We start from the raw sequence: 19,620 nt of genomic DNA on the forward strand, positions 1-19,620 counted from the left end.
CCAGACTGCTTAAAATAAAAGAAATGAGGAACGGAAAATGATTGAAATTTATTCTAAAGATTATGTAAAAGAGCAAAAGGAAAAAATGGCTGAACGCGTTGAGGCTTTAAAAGCAAAAGGCATTCATCCGTCGATGACTACTTTCTTAGTTAAAGGGCGCAGCGCTAATGCCCAATACGCAAAGGTAAAAGGGCGTTTTGCTGAAACAATTGGTGTTGACTATCACTTAGTGGAATTGGATGCTGAAACGACAACTGATGATCTAGTCCAGGCTATTGAAGAGAAAAACCAGGATCCTAACACCCATGGCATCATGGTTGAGATGCCTCTACCTGAACATATCGATGAACGCCAAATCCGTATTGCTCTAGATCCTGATAAGGATGTGGATGCCCTCCATCCTATTCATTTAGGTAACTTACTCCACCAACGTCCTTCAACCATCCCGAATACGCCCTTGGCTGCGATGAAAATGCTAGAATTAGCAGATACCGAATTCAAGGGGAAAGATTGTGTTGTCATCGGGAATAGTACGGTTGTTGGTCGGCCATTAGCTGAGCTTTTAGAACAAAAAGAAGCTACAGTGACCCTCTGCCATATCTACACAAATGATACAGCCAAATTTACCCGTGAAGCAGATATTGTTTGCTCTGCAACTGGTGTTCCTCACCTGGTAACTGAAGATATGATCAAAGAGGGAGCTACTGTCGTTGACATTGGGACGACCTATACAGAAGAGGGCAAACTCTTAGGGGATGTGGATTATGAAAATGTTGCCCCTAAGACACGGGCGATAACTCCTGTTCCAGGTGGTGTAGGCCCTGTTACCCAAGTGATGCTTTTTGATCAAATGATCACGCGATTAGAAAAAGAGGCAAATTAATGACGCAAAGTAAATACTTGACAGTGAGCCAGCTCACCCAGTATATCAAAGCTAAATTTACCCGTGATCCTTATTTAGAAACTGTCTATCTCACGGGTGAAATTTCTGGTTACCGGTCGCGGGGCAAGGCAAACAATCAGTATTTCAGCATAAAAGATGATAATGCGCTGATCTCGGCTGTGATTTTTCGCGGCCGATTTCAGCGTATTCCTTTTGACCTTGAAGAAGGAATGAAGGTCTTAGTTAAAGGGCGGGTAGGGCTCTATGAGAAGCAGGGCTCCTACCAACTTTATGTTGAAGACATCCAGCCTGATGGGATTGGGTCTTTTTATATTGCCTACCAACAGCTGAAGGAAAAATTAAGTAAGGAAGGCCTTTTTAATTTTGAACGCAAGGCGCTTCCTCCTTATCCTAAAAAAATTGCTGTCGTAACTTCACCAACGGGATCTGTGGTTCGCGATATTATAACGACTGTCCGTCGACGCTATCCCATTGTTGAAATTGTGATCTATCCTACAGTGGTTCAAGGCGACCGAGCTAAGGACAGTATCGTTAGCAATCTCAAACGTGCGGACCAAACTGGTAGCTATGACGTGATTATTGTCGGACGGGGCGGCGGCTCGATTGAAGACTTGTGGTGTTTCAATGAAGAAGAAGTTGCACGGACGATTGCTGCCTGTCAGACCCCCGTTATCTCTTCGGTCGGCCACGAAACGGACTACAGTTTAGCTGATGAAGTGGCCGACCGAAGAGCACCGACACCGACGGCTGCTGCCGAACTAGCAACGCCGGTTCTCTTAGCAGATTTGGTCTTTCGGATTCAAGAACTTAGAAAACGTCTCTATACTGTCCAGGGCCAGCGTTTGAAGTATTACAGGCAGCGGCTAGCTAGTAGCCAGCAGTCCTATATTTTTACTCAGCCACAGAAACTTTACGATGGCTATCGGATGAAACTGATCGGCTTGGAAGGCGACTTGCAAGCTAACTTGCAGAAAAAATTAAAGAGCCAGCAGGACCAGGTGAGCCGGTTAAAAGACCTGTTAGCTAAGTATAACCCCCGCTATCAGCTCTTACAGTCCAAGCACCTCTATCAACAGATGAGCCAGAAGCTGGCCCAGTCCTTTGCTGACCAAGTGAAAAAAAAGGACCAAGATTTGCACCGACTTGTTACCCAATTGGACTTGTTGTCCCCTCTCAAACGTCTGTCAGGAGGCTATGCCTACCTGAGTAAGGATGGCCAGCATGTTAACAGCGTGCAGGACCTCCAAGCTGGCGATCATTTAGAAGTTCAACTACTCGATGGTCAGGTTTTCGCTCAGGTTGAGCGGATCGAAGAGGCGTCTTTATGGGATAAAGAAGATAAAAAGGAGAATTAGAATGGCAATTGACTTAGAGAATTTGACATTTGAACAAGCCATGGCAAAATTAGAAGAAATTGTTGCTAAATTACAGAACGGGGATATTCCCCTAGCTGACTCCATGACTTATTTCCAGGACGGAATGGCCCTAAGTAAGTACTGCAATGACAGCTTGCAAGAGGCTGAAGAGACCATGGTTAAATTGATGAACGAGAATGATGAACTCGAAGACTTTGATAAGCAAGGGTAGGGATAAGATGAATTTACAAGACTTTAGGCGGTCTTATGCAGCTGCCTTTGAAGAGGCCCTGCTGGAAGAATTTCCTGAACAAGACGCCACTAGCATCCACCCCAGTATCCGTTATAGTTTGACAAATGGCGGTAAGAGACTTCGCCCCTTCTTTATTTTAGCAATTGTCCAGGCTTTCGGTGGAGACCCTAAGTCAGCCTTTAGCCTGGCCAAGGCTATCGAATATATCCATTGCTATTCACTGATCCACGATGATTTACCCGCTATGGATGATGATGATTATCGCCGGGGAAAACCCAGTAACCACAAAGCTTTCGATGAAGCGACGGCTATTCTAGCTGGCGATGCCTTGCAGGCTAAGGCATTTGAAGTGATCAGTCAGGATAATAATCTAGCAGCTGAAGGTCGGGTCAGCTTACTCGCCCAATTAGCCCAAGCCGCTGGGGACCAGGGAATGGTGGCTGGCCAGATGAAGGATATCATTTATGAAGGACAAAAAGTTAGCTTGTCCCAATTGAAAGCCTTATACGACCAAAAAACCGGGGCCTTGATTCGTTTTAGTCTCCAAGCCCCCCTTGAACTGGTTCAAGTCAGCGACCAAACTAAATTTGAAATGGCGAGTTTTGCTCAAGCCTATGCCCTTGCCTTCCAGATCCAAAATGACCTCCAAGAAGTCTTGTGGACAGATGAAGAACGAGGAAAGCACGCCCATTCTGACCAGGAGCTGGCAAAGAACACCTATCCAGCACTCTTGGGTTTAGAAGCTGCCCAAGAGGCCTTGGCGGGTGAAATCAAAGGGTGTGAAGAAATACTAAGTCGCTTAGAAGAAGTCATGGATACTACTTTGATCCGCGATTTTCTAGATTATTTGAAAGTTTAAGCATGAGGAGATAGGAAAAAGATGGGCAAAGAACGCGTAGATGTCCTTGTCGTCCGCCAAGGCCTCGCCAATTCTAGAGAGAAGGCCAAGCGCTACATCATGGCAGGACAAATCTATAATGAAAAGCATGAGCGCCTGGATAAAGCCGGGGAGAAGATTCCAGATACTTCTATATTGGAATTAAAGGGGGAGGATATGCCCTATGTTTCCCGGGGCGGCTTGAAATTAGTCAAGGCTCGGGATAGTTTTGATATCGACTTTAAGGATTTGATCCTTTTAGATATTGGGTCATCGACGGGTGGTTTTACTGATGTTGCCTTGCAATCGGGAGCTAAGCAGTCTTATGCTCTAGATGTAGGCACTAATCAGTTAGATTGGAAGCTACGCTCGGACGACCGGGTAATTGTGATGGAGCAGACGAATTTTAGACATGCCAAAGTGGAGGATTTCAAAGCTGGCCAGCCAGATATAGCTAGCATTGATGTCTCCTTTATTTCCCTAAGCTTGATTTTACCTCCCCTTGTTTCGATTCTCAAAGCAGGAGGACAAGTTGTTGCCTTAATTAAGCCACAATTTGAAGCAGGACGTGACCAGGTGGGGAAGAAGGGGATTGTCAGAGATCCTAAAGTTCACTTGGAAGTTTTGAACCGGACCTTTGAGATGGCCCAGGTCCTGGGTTACGATATCCTCAACTTAACCTATTCCCCAATCACGGGCGGATCAGGTAATATTGAATTTTTGGCCTTATTGAAGAATCAGCGGCGTGACCAGGGGCAGAATTTACTGACTATTTCTCCAGAAGAAGTGGTTAAAGCCGCCCATGACCAATTTCATGCTTAGTGATGACTTGAAGAGAAGAAGGGATTGACACCATGTTACAGCATCTCACCATTCGTAACTTCGCTATTATTGAAGAACTAGAAATCGATTTTGAAGATGGGATGACCGTCCTAACGGGAGAGACCGGGGCCGGTAAGTCAATTATCATTGATGCGGTTGGGCTTTTGATTGGAGGTCGGGGGGCTTCTGATTTTATCCGTTACCATTGTGACTCTTTCTTCTTGTCGGGGATTTTCTTTATGCCAGAGCTCGCAGAGGATGGACATCGCTTGCTTGAAGACTTGAAGATTCCCTTTGAGGATTCTCAACTGTTGATCAGCCGAGAGATGCACCGGTCAGGGAAGAATGTGATTCGCGTCAATGGGGTGACCTTAACCGTAGCCTTGTTGAAGAAAATTGGCAGCTACTTGGTAGATATCCACGGCCAAAATGAACACCAAAGTTTAATGGATGCCAGTCGCCATATTGAATTTTTGGATCATTTTGCTGGTAAAAAAATCCAAGGTAATCTAGAAGACTTCCAGAAAGAATACGACCACTATCAAAGTTTAAAAGATGAACTGGATCAACTTTCCTTAAATGAACAGGAACTGGCCCAACGCCTGGATTTGCTCCGCTTTCAAATTTCGGAAATCGATGCCAGTCAATTGGAAGTTGATGAAGACCAAGTCCTTGAAGAAGAACGCGAAGAACTACAGAACTACCAAAAGATTGCGGAAGTCCTACAATTCGTTACAGCTGGTCTCTCCTATGAAGAAGTGAATGTCATCGACCGGTTGGGGCAAATGTCTGGTGAATTAGCCCGTTTGGCGGGAATGAACCAGCAATTTGACCAGTTTATTGAACAAATGGATGCAGCCTATTATGGCCTCCAAGACCTATCTTCGGATATCCACCATTACATGGAGGACATGGTCTATGACCAGGATCGACTCAACCAGATTGAAGAGCGCCTTAATGCCATTCAAAAGTTAAAACGAAAGTACGGACAGACTATTGAAGAGATCTTAGCCTATGCTGACCAAGCACGGGAAGAATTGGAGCGGCTCGACCACCAAGAGAGCCACCAGGAAGATCTTGAAAGCAAGCTCCAAACGTCCAAAGATCGCCTGCTTGACTTGGGCCACCAGCTGCATGAAGATAGGAGCCAAGCGGCCAAAGATTTGGAACAAGTCATCATGGACCAGATGAAGGAGCTCTATATGGCCAAGGCTAAGTTCAAAGTGCAAATTGACCTATCTAACCGTTTCTACAAAAATGGGATGGACCGGGTGGAATTCTATATTGCCACTAACCCAGGTGAACCTTTTAAAGCTTTAACTAAGGTGGCTTCTGGTGGGGAACTTTCACGCTTGATGCTGGCGATGAAAGCTGTTTTCCAAGAGGCTAAAGGGGTGACTTCCATCGTCTTTGATGAGGTCGATACAGGTGTTAGCGGCCGTGTTGCCCAAGCTATAGCAGAGAAAATGTATCAAATTTCATTAGGTGCTCAAGTGCTTTGCATCAGTCATTTAGCCCAGGTTGCTGCTATGGCAGACCAACAGCTCTACATTCACAAGTCGGAAAAGGATGGGCGGACTATGACCCAAGTTAAAGACCTGAATCGAGAAGAGCGAGTCGAAGAATTAGCCCGTATTTTAGCCGGCGAACAGATTACAGAAAGTTCACGTCTAGCCGCAGAAGACCAGTTGGACCAAGCAGCTCAGGATCGCCAAGCCATGCACCAAGCCTATGAGGAGGTTCTATGACTAAAGAGAAACTTATTGTCATCTGTGGCCCCACTGGTGTCGGAAAAACCGCATTAAGTCTAGATCTTGCGCAAAAATTTTCCGGCGAGGTGGTTAACGGCGATTCCATGCAGGTTTATCGCCACCTAGATATCGGTACCGCTAAAATCAGTCCAGAAGAATGTGGGACTATTCCCCACCATCTCTTTGATTTACGGGAAGTTCACGAAAGCTATAGTGTGGCCGACTTTAAGCGGGATGCCACAGAAATCATCACGAATATCCATGAAAGGGGGCACTTGCCTCTCTTAGTGGGAGGAACGGGTCTCTACCTTGAGGCCTTGCTCTATGATTTTGACTTAGGGGCGGAAGTTGCTGAGCACCCGGCCTTTCGTGAGGCTATGGCGGACTATGCCGACCAGTATGGACCCTTAGCCCTCCACCAAAAATTGCAAGCCGTTGACCCCGAAGCAGCGGAAGCCATCCATCCCAATAACCAACGCCGGGTGATTCGAGCGCTTGAAGTGTGCCAGTTTTCGTCAGGTAAATTTTCTGACCAGAAGCAGTCCCGACACCAGGACAGTCCTTATGACTTATTAATTATTGCCTTGGTTCGGGACCGGCAGAAGCTCTACGCTCAGATCAACCAGCGAGTGCTTGAAATGGTGGACCAAGGTCTCCTTGAAGAGGCTAGGTGGCTTTACCAGCAAGACTTACCGTCTGATGCCCAGTCGATGAAGGCCATTGCCTACAAGGAACTCTTTCCCTACCTGAGCGGTCAAGAGAGACTCGAGGCAGGCATCCAGCGCCTGCAAAAAAATACCCGCCACTATGCCAAAAGACAATTAACTTGGATCCGCCACCGCTTGCCTGCTGCTCAGACCTATGACCTGGTGGATGATCCCCAAGCAACCGACTACCGGCGCCTAGTCGAAGAAGTTAAGCGCTTCCTTAAAACTTAGTCACTAGTTAAGAAAGGAGTCTCTATGCAAGAAGTTATTGCTGTATTATTAGAAGATAAGTCAGAAACTGACCAGGATTTCCAGATGCGTCTAGAAGAGTGCCAAGAATTAATTAAGACGGCTGGAGGTAAGCTCGTTTGGACTCTAACCCAGAGCCGGGAACATCCTGATCCCAGAACGTATATTGGCCAAGGAAAGTTAGCTGAATTATAAACCTTAGCAGAAACCCTGTCTGCTGACCTGATTATTTTTTATGATGCATTGAGCCCTTCACAAGTTCGTAATATTGAGGCAGCCCTGGATTGGCCAGTGATTGACCGCGTCCAACTCATTTTAGATATCTTTACCTTGCGCGCCCATTCCAAGGAGGCTAAGCTCCAAGTCGCTCTTGTTCAGAATGAATACCTCCTTCCCCGACTAGCCGGACAGGGTCTGGCCCTTTCGCGTTTGGCCGGGGGTATCGGAACTAGGGGACCGGGGGAGAGCCAGTTAGAGCGTGATCGCCGAACCCTCCGCGATGCAATTAGTCGAATTAAGAAGCAGTTGAAGGAAGCGGAGAAGCACCGGGAAGTTAGCCGGGAGAGGCGAACGCGTAGCAGCCAATTTAAGATTGGTCTTGTTGGCTATACCAATGCTGGCAAGTCCACCATCTTGAATGGCTTGACTGAAGCTGAAACTTACGAAGAAGACCAACTTTTCGCTACCTTGAGTCCTCTGACTCGGAACTTTACTTTAGAAAATGGCTTTCAGATGACCATAACAGATACGGTGGGCTTTATTCAAGACTTGCCCCCTATGGTGATTGATGCCTTTCATTCGACTTTGGAAGAGAGTCGAGATGTTGACCTTCTATTGATTGTAATTGACGCGTCTTCACCTCATGCTCAAGCACAAGAGAAGACTGTTTACCAGCTTTTGGAGGACTTAGATATGCTCCAAATTCCGCATCTATTCGTTTATAATAAGATGGATCGGCTCGAAAGACCAGAGCTGCTTAATCCTTCTTCGCCTTATGTGGCGATATCTGCTCGGTCTTCCCAGGGCATGGTTAAGTTAGAAGAAGGCATAATCGACCGTCTGCACTCAATGTATGATTATTTTGAACTTAAGGTTTCTAGCCAGAATGCCTCTTACTATCTTGGACATGCCGATCGAATATATATTGAATCTTTTGAATTTGACGAACTGTCTAATGACTATATGATCAAGGGCTATAAGCGACCAGATACGCCTTTGAACGGCTAAGGATGAACTGGGCAAATATTTGTCTAGCTATGATAAACAACCAAGAAATGAGATTCAGGCCTATCATATTTGCGCTTTTTACTAGCTAATGCTATCCTGACTATAGTATAACGAATACTTTGAAAAGAGGAGTTATTAAGCATGAAAGGAAAATTTAAGCCTTTTTCCACTTCACTGATGGGCTCCTGGCCGCGTAGTGAAGAGTTGTTGGAGGCAAGCCAAACTTATCGTCAGAAAAATTTATCTGATGAAGATTATTCTGCTTTAGTCAACCAAGAAACAGAAAAGTTAGTTAGAGCCCAAGAGGCTGCTGGGATTGATGTGATTACTAATGGGGAATTAGCACGGGATAATTATATCTCTTTTGTCGCAGATAAGGTCCCTGGCATTGAGTTGATGTCTGTTGAGGAAGTTATGGCCTTAACGAATGAAGATGATAAGGACCAATTACAAAGCAGCTTAGAAGAAAGAGATGTTCATAATACAGGAATGAACAACCCAATCTGTACAGGCAAAATAGACACAGATGTTAAGTTAGATACGGATGAAATGCTAGCCTTAAGACAAATGACTAATCATCCCTTGAAAGCCACCCTACCTAGTCCCTATTTGTTAACTCGGTCATTGTGGTTAGAAGGGGTTTCAGACAAGGCTTATGCCAGTCGTGAAGACTTAGGTCAGGATGTTTTAACCCTTATTCTTAATGAGACCAAGCGTTTGCTTGCTATGGGTATTGAAGTTATTCAAATAGATGACCCGATTCTTGCAGAAGTTGTTTTGTCTGAGGACATGAAGCGGGGCTTTTACTGAGGGGTCTTGTCAGAGAAAGTCAAGTTTGACGAAGAATTAAAATTTGCCCAGTCCTTAATCAAACCTGTTTTAGACCTTATTCGACCTAGCCAAAGCTTAAGCATGTTGCATGTCTGCCGGGGGAATTATACACGCGATGAAGCGGGTTTATTAGAAGGCTCTTATGCTCCCTTATCTGACTTTTTTGAAGCAGTGGCTCCTGACATGTTGACTTTAGAATTTTCAACGCCAAGAGCTGGGGAATTAAAAGACCTTTTCCGGAACGAACACTTAGCTGACCATGTCATGCTAGGGCTTGGTGTGGTCAATCCAAGAACGGATGAGATTGAAAGTATCGATAGTATTGTGGCACGTGTTGAAGAAGCCTTAGCTTATTTACCTGTTGATCGTATTTGGCTAAACCCTGATTGTGGTTTTGCTACCTTCTCCAATCGCCCAATGAATCAGGACCGGGTGATCGCCAAGAAGATGCGAGCTCTTTCTCAAGCAAGTCAGCTATTAAGGGACAAATACGCTTAGTTAGAAGAAGTAAAGATAAAATTGAATCCAATGGCTAAAGGCTTTCTAATAGGAATTAGGGAAGGACTTTAGCCATTTTTTAGAAATGAGGGAAAGCTATGATTTATTTAGATAATGCGGCTACCAGTATCCAAAAACCTGTTTGTGTCATTGAAGCGGTAGTGGATGCCATGCATCACTTAGGAAATGCTGGTCGTGGAGCGAACGAAGAGTCGCTTCAAGGTTCACGTACTTTATTTAATTGTCGGAGTCAGTTAAACCAATTGATGCATGGGGAGTCGCCTCAGCAGATTGCTTTTGCTTTAAATTCAACTGAAGCATTGAATACGGCCATTCGCGGGCTTTTTCGGCCGGGTGACCATGTGATTAGTTCAGTGATGGAACACAATTCGGTGCTTCGTCCTCTCTATTCTTTAAAAGACCAGGGCTTGGAACTGAGCTTGCTACCGTGTGATGACAAAGGACGCCTGGTTATCGAGGACTTGCCCTCTTACATACGTTCGAATACCAAAGGCCTTGTTCTTACCCATGCCTCTAATCTCACTGGAAACTTGAATCCTATTGAGGATTTAGGGCAGATTGCTCATGAACATGGCTTGTATTTTGTCGTAGATGCTTCCCAAAGCCTGGGGGCCATCCCTATAGATGTCCAGGCAGCCCAAGTGGATGTGCTTTGTTTTACTGGGCACAAGAGTTTGCTTGGGCCCCAGGGAACAGGAGGTCTCTATGTGCGTCCAGGTCTCAATATTCGTCCACTCAAGGCAGGGGGAACAGGGATCGATACCTACAACCATTATCAACCTCAACGTATGCCTGAAGCCCTTGAAGCTGGGACGCAAAATGGTCACGGTCTAGCGGGTCTGAGTGCAGCAGTTGAGTATATTCTTGATCAAGGGGTAACAAATATTCATGAGAGAGAAGTATCTTTAATCCAGTATTTTTATCAAAATTTACAAGATATAGAAGGCCTCCATATTTACGGCGACTTTACAGCTGATCGGGCACCGGTTCTTGCGCTTAATGTCTGGGATATCGATTCTTCAGAAATTGCTGAAGACTTAGAAGAAGACTTTGATATTGCCGTACGTTCAGGAGGGCACTGTGCTCCGCTTATGCACCAAGCGTTGGGGACAGCTGACCAAGGGGCTGTGCGCTTTAGCTTTGGCTACTTTACAAGCAAAGAAGAAGTAGACCAAGCCATCACAGCACTTAAAATTTTAGTTGACCGTTATCGTCCTGAATAGGAGGTTTTCAACATGGAATATATCCGATTATATACCCGGCAACATGAAAATTCGCTCTATGAATTAGAGCGCACAGGATCTATTCGAAACAAAAGCATCTACGTTCGTTTGCACATGGGGCCAGATGCTGATTATTTTGCTGAAAGATATCGCAGCTTTGTTGCGATGGCAGAAGAGCGAATCCCTAGACCAGAAGGGGTGGAATACCCGATTTGGTGTGCTATAAGTAAGGATACCGCCCGGCTGCCGATTAAAGGGGAATTGCTCTATTGCCTAAGGGTGCCCAAGGATCAAGTTATTTTTTTTGATGGGCAAAAATGGGACTATGTTTTGAACTATTTGTATATTCCAAGTGATGAGCTAGATAAGTCTGCTTTTAAGCAAGAGCTACAAGCCCGAGGCCTGCCATCCGCCTATAATATTATAAAGGGTAAATATGCCGGCTTTTATCCTGATCTTGAAGAGAAAATTCGCGCCTCTTGGCCAAGAATATTTGACATTGAGGAGCCGTCTCGCTTTAGGGTCCAGGCTAATCTTTGGGAGATTCGACAAGAGTGGATTGAAGACATTATCTATCCAGGGGAAGACTTCGTTCAAAAGACCCAGGGTAAATTAGATGCTTTTGGACAGTGAGGTGCTTTATGCAAACAATTGCTCTTTATACCCGACAGAATGAAAAATCTTTGCAGGAACTAAAACGGACAGGGGCTGTGCGCAATAAAGAGATTTATGTCAGACTTCATATGGGTGTGGATGCCGATCATTTTTCTGAACGTTATCGCTGCTTTGTTGAGATGGCGGAAAAATTTGTATCCCGTCCTCAGGGTGTTGATTACCCAATCTGGTGTACAGCTAATAAGCATTATTGTAAGCGTCCTGTTCAGGGTGAACTTGTTTACTGCCTCCAAGTTCCCCGAGAAGAAATTATATTCTTTGATAGTCTAAAATGGGACTATGTTCTAAATTATCAGTATTGTCCTAAAAATGAAGCAGATGCCCGAACTTTCAACCAAAAATTAGAAGCTTTAGGCATCCAAAACATTGTCAACTTATTCCAGAGAAAATATGATGGCATGTATGAAGAGATCAAACATGAGATTAAGAACAGCTGGTCGAGAATATTTGATTTAGAAACGAAAGATCCAGCGATTATCGAAGGAAATATTTGGCAAATTAAAGAGGAGTGGATTCAGCATATTGTGTATCCAGGAGACTCATTTTTTGAAATCGTTAAGGATATAGAAGATAGCTATTAAATGAGTAAATATTTAAAATAAAACAGTAAAATGTTAGACTACTAACATTTTATTAAGCAAAGGTATGGTTAAATATAAGTGTAGAGGAAAACATTAGGAAAAATGTAAGCGCTATATTTGATTTTAGCCTTGCCCAAGTGTTTACTTCTCGGAGGCGCTTTCGTAATGCTGTGATATCAGCTTTTGATTTTATTAGGAGGAAAACTAATGACTGAGAAACAAAATCCAGATTACAAATATGTTGATGAGTATGGCTTCGATGAAGCAGGTTTAAAAGAAGCCTTTGAAGAAGCACGTAAGATTTATAAAGAACGTGGTTTCATGCGTGAAATGGGTGTCGGTAAGGCACCAGCCATCACAACAGTTGACATGGCTAGAGCTTGGATGACAGAAGGCCACCCCTTCACTTGTGATCACTCTGAAGAAGTCTGTGCTGAAGCACTAAAAGTATTAAATGCTGGGCGTAAAGCAGGCATTCCAATCTTTCATACAACGACTGGCTATTGGGGTGAACAGCAATGGGACCTACCACGTTGGGATGAAAAGATTCCTATGCACACCTTAGATATTCATGATGATTACTGGATGGCTATTGATCCTAAATTAGATCCTCAGCCAGAAGAACCAGTTATTCATAAGAAATATGCTTCTAATTTCTTCGGCACCCATTTAAATCAAACCTTGAATTTCTTAGGAGTAGACACTTTGATCGTAATGGGAGCAACAGCATGTGCCTGTGTACGCCACACCGTAATGGATTCAACAGGTTATGGCTATAAAACATTAATTCCTCGTGGCACAGTTGGCGACCGTGTACCTGGAGTTATTGAATGGAACCTCTTTGACATGGAGGCTAAATTTGCTGATGTTTGGGAAGTTGATGAAGTCGTTAAATATTTAGAAGGCATTGATCCTAGCGTTTATACTAAGCATGAACGTGCTAATGATTAAATTAAGACAAATTGCATAGCACTAGGGGCTGTGCCTTAACATATTAACCCGTAAGGCCCTGAAGGCAAACTTGCGGGTTTTGTTTATCTATAATTTCAAAGAAAGAGAGGCAGAACATGGCTTTACTAATCAAAAATGGAACGATTGTTTCCTCGGTAGCTGAATACCAAGCAGACATTCTCATTGAAGATGAAAAAATTAAAATGATTGCTAATAATATAGATGAAGCAGACCATGAGTTGGTTGATGCGACGGGCAAATATATTTTCCCTGGTGGAGTTGATGAGCATGTCCATATGGGGCCTTTTGATACTTATGGTTTTGAAACTTCTCATGCGGCCTTAGTGGGAGGCACGACAACAATCGTTGATTTTGCCCCCCAAGATAAAGGAGAGACAGTGATTAACTCTTTCCACCGTCATAAAGATGAAAAAGCTCAGGGTATAGCTTCTCCCGATTTCTCATTCCATGGGATGGTGATGGATACTAGCGAGGCGCTATTAGACGAAATTCCTAAGATGGTTGAGAATGGTATCGTTAACCTTAAATTCTTTATGGCTTATAATGGGACGCCTTTCCATGTAGAAGATGATTTGATCTTTAAAGCCATGCAAATTTGTAAGGATTATGGGATTACACCTTGGGTCCACTGTGAAAACGGGGATATGATTGAGGTCTTGAAAGAGGAATTAGTTGAAGAAGGCGTAACTAAACCGATTGGACATTATCTCTCTTCACCACCAACTGTTGAAGATGAAGCCGTTCAGCGCTTAATTTATCTCGCTAAGTTGGCTGATTGTCCAGTCTTTATCGTTCATAATACAACAGCAGGTGCTTGTGCCAATATCAAACGAGCTCAAGATGAAGGGCAAGCAGTTTATGGCGAAACTTGCACCCATTACCTAGCTATTGATACGTCTTACCTTGAAAAAGAAAATTTTGAAGGGGCTAAGTGGGTATGCGGCCCTGCAATTCGGCCAAAAGAGCATATTGAGGCTGTTTGGAGAGCTTTAGAAGAAGACACCCTAATGAGTATTGGTTCTGACCATGCTGCCGTTGTTGGGGGCTTTGAGCAAGCTAAAAAACGTGGAATCGATGATTTTACAAAGATTCCCAATGGCGTTCCTGGTATGCAAGACCGTCTTCACATGGTATGGACACAAGGCGTCGAAAAAGGACGAATTTCAAAACAAGATTTTGTACGTCTTTGTATGGAAAATCCGGCCAAACTATGTGGAATATACCCTCAGAAGGGGGCTTTACTTCCTGGCTCTGATGCTGATATTCTCATTTGGGACCCAAGCTATAAAGGTAAAATTTCAGTAGAAAATAGCTACGAAGGTACTGACTATAACACCTTTGAAGGTTTTGAACAAAAAGGAATTGCCGACAAAGTTTATCTTAGAGGTCAATTAATGGCTGAAAGAGGGGAGCTAGTTGGTGAGAAAGGGCAAGGTAGGTATATCCGCCCTAAAGCTTATACTGTCTGCTATGATAAATACCATAAAGGAGAATAGCAAGTTAGGAGTTGCAATCCGTGAAATATATCATTGTATCCAATAATGAAAGCTTATTAAAGCGTGTTGATTATTTGCATTTTGTAGAAGGTGGCTTTTGGGATGTATTAATTGAAGTACGCAATCTGATTCATATTGGTTGGCGTCCTCTGACACATCCCTTGCCGGCTTCTCTACGGATGATGCTATCTCCTGTACGATCCGTTATCTTAGCTGATGTGAGTCACGATAAGAGCTATGAGATCATTGAACAATCAATGGATCTTTATCAAAGGACTCTGGGAGAAAGACAAGCTGACTTTAAAAATTTAACCGACTACCAGCGACTTGACCAGGAACTTTTGATGGCAGCCTTAGCTGACCTTTAGGCCGGACATTCTATAAAGAGGTGTGAAGATGAAACTTGAATTACAAAATGTTGTTATTAAAAAAATTGATTTTGGCAAAAAAACAGAGATCAAAGACGACCAGCTCTATATTAATCGAGATGAAATGATAGCTGAATTAATGGCGATTGACCAGGTCAAAGCGATTCAAATTGTCTTGGCTCGGCCCGGTGAAAAGAAGCGTTTAATTCCTGTCAAGGATGTGATTGAACCTCGTTTGAGAATTGGACGGGGGAATCAATTTCCTGGGGTAACTGGAGAAATTGAACAATTAGGTCAGGGAAGCACCAAAAAAATGCAGAATGTAGCAGTCGTTACTGTGGGGGATATTGTTGGCTTCCAAGAGGGAATTATTGATATGTGGGGCGAGGGAGCTAAGTGGACACCATTCTCACAAACATTGAATGTCGTTGTTAACATTGAGCCGGAAGAAGGCCTTGAACCACACGAACATGAAAAAGCTTGCCGGTTAGTTGGGCTTAAGGCGAGTGAATATTTGGGAGCTGCTTTAGAAGGCATTAGTCCAAACTCAAGTGAGTCTTTTGAGATTGAAGATGTGAAAACTAGTTTGGAAAAATATCCTAATTTACCACGGGTTGCCTATGTGGAGATGTTAATTGCTCAGGGACTCCTTCATGATGGTTATATTTATGGAGTGGATGCTAAGCAAATTCTACCCACTCTGCTGAACCCATTGGAAGAGTTGGATGGAGCGGTTATATCGGGGAACTGTGTGGCAGCTTGCGATAAGATAACGACCTACCAACACCAAAATAATTCCGTTATCTTAGAATTACTTAAACGCCATGGCAAAGATTTAGTTTTTGTTAGTTCAATTCTTGTGCCAGAATTAACCATTCTGGACGGCAAGTTTAGAACAGCTGACTATACCGTGAAGTTATGCCAGTTGCTTGGTCTGGATGGCGTCATTGTCTCTGAGGAAGGCTATGGAAATCCTGATTCGGATTTAGTAATGATTGCCGAAGGATTAGAGAATTCAGGAATTAAAACAGTTTTGATTACGGATGAGTGCTCAGGTTGGGATGGTGATTCTCAGCCTCTAGCAGATGCTAAAGAAGAAGCTAAGGCAGTGATTTCAACTGGAAACGTTTCTCACCTTATCCATTTGGAAGCTGCTGAAGAGGTTTTAGGAGATGCTAAAGCAATTGCCAATCTCTCAGGAGGTTGGGAAGGTAGCTTAGATGAGGCAGGAAATATTAGTTGTGAGCTAAATGCGGTAATTGGAGCTACATCTGAAATCGGTTACCATAATCTTACTGTCGAATTACACTAGGGAGGAGGCTAATAATGAAAAAAGTACTCTATTATTTAAACCAGTTCTTTGGTCAAATTGGGGGCGAAGATCAAGCTGATATAGAACCGCGTTTAGTTGAAGGTGCCATTGGACCAGCTATGGCTTTTTCCCAGCAATTAGAAGAAGGAGAAGTGACCCATACTATTATTTGTGGGGATAATTACTTCAATGAAAATTTAGAACTTGCCCAACAATTTATTATGGAGAGCTATAATGAGCTCCAGCCAGATTTAGTGGTCGCTGGTCCTGCTTTTAATGCAGGGCGTTATGGGATGGCTTGTGCAGGTGTTGCGAATACCCTAAAAGATAAAACGACGGTTCTTACTGGGATGTACCATGAAAATCCAGCCGTAGCACAATGCCGTAGCCATGCCTATATCGTTCCCACTGGTGATTCAGCGGCATCGATGCGTAAGGCTTTACCTGCTATGGTTGAGCTAGCAACTAAAATCTTGGCTGGTAAAGAAATTTTAGCAGAAGAAGATGGCTTTATGATGCAGGGGCGTCGTTTGACGGTCTTTTCTAATCAAACAGGAGCTGAGCGAGCTAGCGAAATGCTCTTAAAACGTCTGCATAACGAAAGCTATGAAACTGAGCTTCCCATGCCAGAATTCGATTATGTCCAAGCAGCAAGTCCAATTACAGATATGCCGCATGCGACAATTGCTCTGGTCACAACAGGGGGAATTGTTCCTGAGGGTAACCCTGACCACTTGCAATCCGCTTCTGCTCAGAAATGGGTAAAATATGATGTCTCAAATTTAACTCAGCTTGCAGGTAAATTTATTACTGTTCATGGGGGCTTTGACCCAGTTTATGCGAATGATAAGGCCGACCGTATTGCACCTTTAGATGAACTGTATCGCCTAAAAGAGAAGGGGACTATCGGAGATATCTACAAGTATTTTTACTCAACAACAGGGACAGGGACTTCTGTCGGAAATTCTGAGAAATTTGGTCGAGAGATCGGTCAAGAACTTTCAGATGCAAAAGTAGACGGCGTCATCCTAACTTCTACCTGAGGGACCTGTACGCGTTGCGGTGCAACGATTGTTAAAGAAATTGAACGTTTTGGAATTCCTATAGTGCATATGGCAACGATTACTACTATTTCGGAGTCTGTTGGTGCTAATAGAATTGTACCAACTATAGCCATTCCTTATCCTGTGGGCAATCCTGAATTAGATGACAGAGAAGCGAGCCTTAGAGATGAATTAGTAGATCGGGCGATTCGTGCGCTATCAACTGATGTCGCCTCACCGACTGTTTTTAAGAAAGAATAACTTAGAGGGGGAGAGTCTGACTCTTCCCTTATTTAAATTTATTTTTAAAAAATCTATTTATAATAATAATTCAGCTTTTAAATGATAAAATAAACTTATCATTTATAAAACATTACTTTTAAAATGGGTTTAGAGGTGTGAGGATGTACTATAAGGAATTAGCAAATTTTTCACTATTTCAAAATGTTAGTAAGGAAAGTGTTGACCTAATTAATGCAATGAATATCAGAGTAAAAAATTTTAAAGTAGGTGAGCGAGTTAATTTTTTGGGTGATCCGATTCAATATATCTATGTCATTGCATCGGGATGTCTTAAAACAAATGAATATTTAATGAATGGTAAGGAAATTGTATCGTCATATTACTTCGGCTATGACGCTTTTCCCTTATATTTGATCTATGGGGGAGCAACAACTTACCCTTATAATATTTATTGCCATAAACAGGCTCAAGTATATTGTTTACCTGTTGAGGAGCTAAAGGCCTGTATTGATGCTGATCCAAAACTTATGTCAAATGTATTGGTATTTGTTTCTAAATATTGTTTAAAAAACAAGAAAGTCATTCAAACAGCTAGCTATCCTAAAGTATCCCAACGTTTGGCTTTCTGGCTCCTAACTTCGAGTGACCAGAGAGATAATTTTAGGATACCAGGAACTCAGGAACTCTTTTCAGATATACTTTTGGTGAATCGGTCTTCTTTAAATCAAGAGTTAAAACGTTTGACCAATAATGGAATAATTTCAATCTATGGTCGTCGTATTCACATAAATGACCGGTCGGCTTTAAATAGGATTTTAGAAAACGCTTAAAAATAGGCCATTAAAAAACGACTCGAAACCGAGTCGTTTTTGTGCGTATGATCAGGCTTGATTTAAGCTAGTCTTATTAAGAACATTTATTCAAAAATTGTTTGTTCGCTGATGTCAGTTTGTAGAGCATCTAGAGCTTTGTTAACTAAGTTTAAGCGAAGTTTATGTTCGTCTTCTGGACTTAATTCTGGGTTACCGAGTGGGTGAGGAATAGCGATTGTAGGTACAATCCGGTTCGCCCCAACGGTTTGAGAAATAGGTGTAACAGTACACATATGAACGATTGGAATACCAGCGCGTTCAATTTCTTTATACATCGTTGCTCCGCAACGCGTGCAGGTACCTCAGGTGGAGGTGAGGATAACGGCATCAACGCCATCCTCTTTCAATTGGTTAGCGATTTCTTCACCGTATTGGCGAGCGCTAGCTACTGCAGTACCGTTCCCAACTGTCGTGAAGAAGGTATTGTAGACTTTACCAATTTCGCCCGCTTCTTCTTTTTCACGCAAGATATCGAGCGGTAACACACGGTCAGCGTCTTCATCTGCGTAAGTTGTATCATAACCACCGTGGGCAGATTCGTAACCGTCTTTAAAGTTTTTAACGCCTTCGATATTGTAAGCGCCAAATTTAGATGCGGAAGATGATTCGATGTGGTCAGGGTTGCCTTCTGGTACAACACCACCGGATGTTACGAGGGCGATGGTTGCATTCTTAAGGTCCTTGAGGGCAGGAGCTGGATCCACATTATCAAATTCTGGCATTGGATATTCGGTAGTAAATTCTTCGCCATTTAATTTCTTAATCAGCATATTGACAGCACGTAAAGAGCCGCGTTCTTCTGCTTGATAGTTTTGACGGTGGCGAGGGAAGTAACCGTCTTTATCTGGTGTCACATCTTCCCCAGCTAATATTTTATTAACCAGTCCAGAAATGGCAGGAATTGCTTTACGCATTGAGGCAGCTGAATTACCTGTTGGCACAATATAAGCTGTCTTGCTGTACATTTCTTTCCCTGGGTTTTCTTCGTACATACCAGTTACTGCAGGAATGCCTAGCTCAGTAATGACTTCACTAGCGACTGCACCAGCGGCCATCCCATAACGTCCAGCATTGAAGGCAGGACCTGCAATCACGAGATCTGGTTCATAAGATTTAATCATCTCTAGAACTTCTGGTAAAGCGGTATCGATATTTTCATTAAAGTAAGAGTCACCACAGACAACAGTGCCGACGATTTCGGCATCTTCTAAAGGACCATTTAGACCAAGACCGGGACCTTTAGGACCATCTTCTTTAAAGGGTTTAGTGTCTGCTTTCTCTTCACCACCAATCCCAGCATAGAACTGGTTGATGTAGTGAACAACACGTTTAGTCATTTA

At 43.3% G+C, this 19,620-nt stretch carries 18 protein-coding genes and 1 pseudogene; 18 read left to right on the forward strand and 1 reads right to left on the reverse strand.

Going from position 1 to position 19,620, the window contains the following annotated elements:
- Positions 1-37: 37 nt before the first annotated feature.
- The 18 genes and pseudogenes from HMPREF2626_RS01995 to HMPREF2626_RS02085 all read left to right on the forward strand — a co-directional run bounded on the left by HMPREF2626_RS01995 (position 38) and on the right by HMPREF2626_RS02085 (position 18,238).
- The gene (locus HMPREF2626_RS01995) at positions 38-883 is read left to right on the forward strand and encodes a bifunctional 5,10-methylenetetrahydrofolate dehydrogenase/5,10-methenyltetrahydrofolate cyclohydrolase (protein WP_070616980.1); all 846 of its coding nucleotides are present in this window, start codon (positions 38-40) and stop codon (positions 881-883) included.
- Complete coding sequence (gene xseA, locus HMPREF2626_RS02000) at positions 883-2,259, forward strand: exodeoxyribonuclease VII large subunit (protein WP_070616981.1); 1,377 nt, start codon at positions 883-885, stop codon at positions 2,257-2,259. The genes HMPREF2626_RS01995 and xseA overlap by 1 nt, the downstream gene beginning before the upstream one ends.
- A 1-nt stretch (position 2,260) precedes the next feature.
- Positions 2,261-2,491 carry an exodeoxyribonuclease VII small subunit gene (locus HMPREF2626_RS02005; protein ID WP_067975983.1) on the forward strand — a complete coding sequence of 77 codons (231 nt, stop codon included), beginning with the start codon at positions 2,261-2,263 and terminating at the stop codon, positions 2,489-2,491.
- 7 nt (positions 2,492-2,498) lie between these two features.
- Entirely contained in the window at positions 2,499-3,371 is an 873-nt protein-coding gene (locus tag HMPREF2626_RS02010; RefSeq protein WP_070616982.1) for a polyprenyl synthetase family protein, read from the forward strand.
- A 21-nt stretch (positions 3,372-3,392) separates the two neighbouring features.
- On the forward strand, positions 3,393-4,211 hold the full coding sequence (locus HMPREF2626_RS02015) for a TlyA family RNA methyltransferase (protein ID WP_070616983.1): 819 nt from the start codon (positions 3,393-3,395) through the stop codon (positions 4,209-4,211).
- Positions 4,212-4,243: 32 nt separating this feature from the next.
- A complete protein-coding gene (recN, locus tag HMPREF2626_RS02020) occupies positions 4,244-5,959 on the forward strand; it encodes a DNA repair protein RecN (protein WP_070616984.1) in 1,716 nt (571 codons plus the stop codon).
- Positions 5,956-6,900 carry a tRNA (adenosine(37)-N6)-dimethylallyltransferase MiaA gene (miaA, locus tag HMPREF2626_RS02025; protein WP_070616985.1) on the forward strand — a complete coding sequence of 315 codons (945 nt, stop codon included), beginning with the start codon at positions 5,956-5,958 and terminating at the stop codon, positions 6,898-6,900. Before recN ends, miaA begins: the two co-directional genes overlap by 4 nt.
- Before the next feature lie 84 nt (positions 6,901-6,984).
- A pseudogene (gene hflX, locus HMPREF2626_RS02030) lies at positions 6,985-8,145 on the forward strand (GTPase HflX).
- Positions 8,146-8,286: 141 nt separating this feature from the next.
- The gene (locus HMPREF2626_RS10370) at positions 8,287-9,474 is read left to right on the forward strand and encodes a cobalamin-independent methionine synthase II family protein (protein WP_284878554.1); all 1,188 of its coding nucleotides are present in this window, start codon (positions 8,287-8,289) and stop codon (positions 9,472-9,474) included.
- Positions 9,475-9,572: 98 nt separating this feature from the next.
- Complete coding sequence (locus tag HMPREF2626_RS02045; RefSeq protein ID WP_070616988.1) at positions 9,573-10,718, forward strand: aminotransferase class V-fold PLP-dependent enzyme; 1,146 nt, start codon at positions 9,573-9,575, stop codon at positions 10,716-10,718.
- 12 nt (positions 10,719-10,730) lie between these two features.
- Positions 10,731-11,351, forward strand: a complete 621-nt coding sequence (locus tag HMPREF2626_RS02050; RefSeq protein WP_070616989.1) for a DUF3841 domain-containing protein — start codon at positions 10,731-10,733, stop codon at positions 11,349-11,351.
- A gap of 8 nt (positions 11,352-11,359) precedes the next feature.
- Positions 11,360-11,974, forward strand: a complete 615-nt coding sequence (locus HMPREF2626_RS02055; RefSeq protein WP_070616990.1) for a DUF3841 domain-containing protein — start codon at positions 11,360-11,362, stop codon at positions 11,972-11,974.
- A gap of 207 nt (positions 11,975-12,181) precedes the next feature.
- Positions 12,182-12,925: an isochorismatase family protein gene (locus HMPREF2626_RS02060; protein WP_070431744.1), complete on the forward strand. Its 744-nt coding sequence runs from the start codon at positions 12,182-12,184 to the stop codon at positions 12,923-12,925.
- 116 nt (positions 12,926-13,041) lie between these two features.
- Positions 13,042-14,442 carry a dihydropyrimidinase gene (gene hydA, locus HMPREF2626_RS02065; RefSeq protein ID WP_070616991.1) on the forward strand — a complete coding sequence of 467 codons (1,401 nt, stop codon included), beginning with the start codon at positions 13,042-13,044 and terminating at the stop codon, positions 14,440-14,442.
- A 20-nt stretch (positions 14,443-14,462) separates the two neighbouring features.
- Positions 14,463-14,810: a GrdX family protein gene (locus HMPREF2626_RS02070; RefSeq protein ID WP_070616992.1), complete on the forward strand. Its 348-nt coding sequence runs from the start codon at positions 14,463-14,465 to the stop codon at positions 14,808-14,810.
- A gap of 28 nt (positions 14,811-14,838) precedes the next feature.
- Entirely contained in the window at positions 14,839-16,122 is a 1,284-nt protein-coding gene (locus tag HMPREF2626_RS02075; RefSeq protein ID WP_070616993.1) for a glycine/sarcosine/betaine reductase component B subunit, read from the forward strand.
- Between the two features lie 14 nt (positions 16,123-16,136).
- Entirely contained in the window at positions 16,137-17,426 is a 1,290-nt protein-coding gene (locus HMPREF2626_RS02080; RefSeq protein ID WP_083294291.1) for a glycine/betaine/sarcosine/D-proline family reductase selenoprotein B, read from the forward strand.
- Positions 17,427-17,569: 143 nt separating this feature from the next.
- On the forward strand, positions 17,570-18,238 hold the full coding sequence (locus tag HMPREF2626_RS02085) for a Crp/Fnr family transcriptional regulator (protein ID WP_070616995.1): 669 nt from the start codon (positions 17,570-17,572) through the stop codon (positions 18,236-18,238).
- Between the two features lie 86 nt (positions 18,239-18,324).
- On the opposite strand, the gene grdB is transcribed toward HMPREF2626_RS02085, so the two are convergent.
- Positions 18,325-19,617 (reverse strand): glycine reductase complex selenoprotein B, encoded by a 1,293-nt coding sequence (grdB, locus tag HMPREF2626_RS02090; RefSeq protein ID WP_083294292.1) that lies wholly within the window; start codon positions 19,615-19,617, stop codon positions 18,325-18,327.
- Positions 19,618-19,620: the final 3 nt, after the last annotated feature.

Origin of the sequence: Aerococcus sp. HMSC062A02 (genome assembly GCF_001809535.1) — a bacterium.
Classification (GTDB): Bacteria; Bacillota; Bacilli; order Lactobacillales; family Aerococcaceae; genus Aerococcus.

Excerpts from the sequence above, each read along its gene's own strand:
- recN (WP_070616984.1), top strand. The coding sequence starts at position 4,244 with ATGTTACAGCATCTCACCATTCGTAACTTCGCTATTATTGAAGAACTA.
- HMPREF2626_RS02085 (WP_070616995.1), top strand. The coding sequence starts at position 17,570 with ATGTACTATAAGGAATTAGCAAATTTTTCACTATTTCAAAATGTTAGT.
- miaA (WP_070616985.1), top strand. The coding sequence starts at position 5,956 with ATGACTAAAGAGAAACTTATTGTCATCTGTGGCCCCACTGGTGTCGGA.
- hydA (WP_070616991.1), top strand. The coding sequence starts at position 13,042 with ATGGCTTTACTAATCAAAAATGGAACGATTGTTTCCTCGGTAGCTGAA.
- HMPREF2626_RS02045 (WP_070616988.1), top strand. The coding sequence starts at position 9,573 with ATGATTTATTTAGATAATGCGGCTACCAGTATCCAAAAACCTGTTTGT.
- HMPREF2626_RS02075 (WP_070616993.1), top strand. The coding sequence starts at position 14,839 with ATGAAACTTGAATTACAAAATGTTGTTATTAAAAAAATTGATTTTGGC.
- HMPREF2626_RS02050 (WP_070616989.1), top strand. The coding sequence starts at position 10,731 with ATGGAATATATCCGATTATATACCCGGCAACATGAAAATTCGCTCTAT.
- HMPREF2626_RS02060 (WP_070431744.1), top strand. The coding sequence starts at position 12,182 with ATGACTGAGAAACAAAATCCAGATTACAAATATGTTGATGAGTATGGC.
- xseA (WP_070616981.1), top strand. The coding sequence starts at position 883 with ATGACGCAAAGTAAATACTTGACAGTGAGCCAGCTCACCCAGTATATC.
- HMPREF2626_RS01995 (WP_070616980.1), top strand. The coding sequence starts at position 38 with ATGATTGAAATTTATTCTAAAGATTATGTAAAAGAGCAAAAGGAAAAA.
- HMPREF2626_RS02055 (WP_070616990.1), top strand. The coding sequence starts at position 11,360 with ATGCAAACAATTGCTCTTTATACCCGACAGAATGAAAAATCTTTGCAG.
- HMPREF2626_RS02010 (WP_070616982.1), top strand. The coding sequence starts at position 2,499 with ATGAATTTACAAGACTTTAGGCGGTCTTATGCAGCTGCCTTTGAAGAG.
- HMPREF2626_RS02015 (WP_070616983.1), top strand. The coding sequence starts at position 3,393 with ATGGGCAAAGAACGCGTAGATGTCCTTGTCGTCCGCCAAGGCCTCGCC.
- HMPREF2626_RS02005 (WP_067975983.1), top strand. The coding sequence starts at position 2,261 with ATGGCAATTGACTTAGAGAATTTGACATTTGAACAAGCCATGGCAAAA.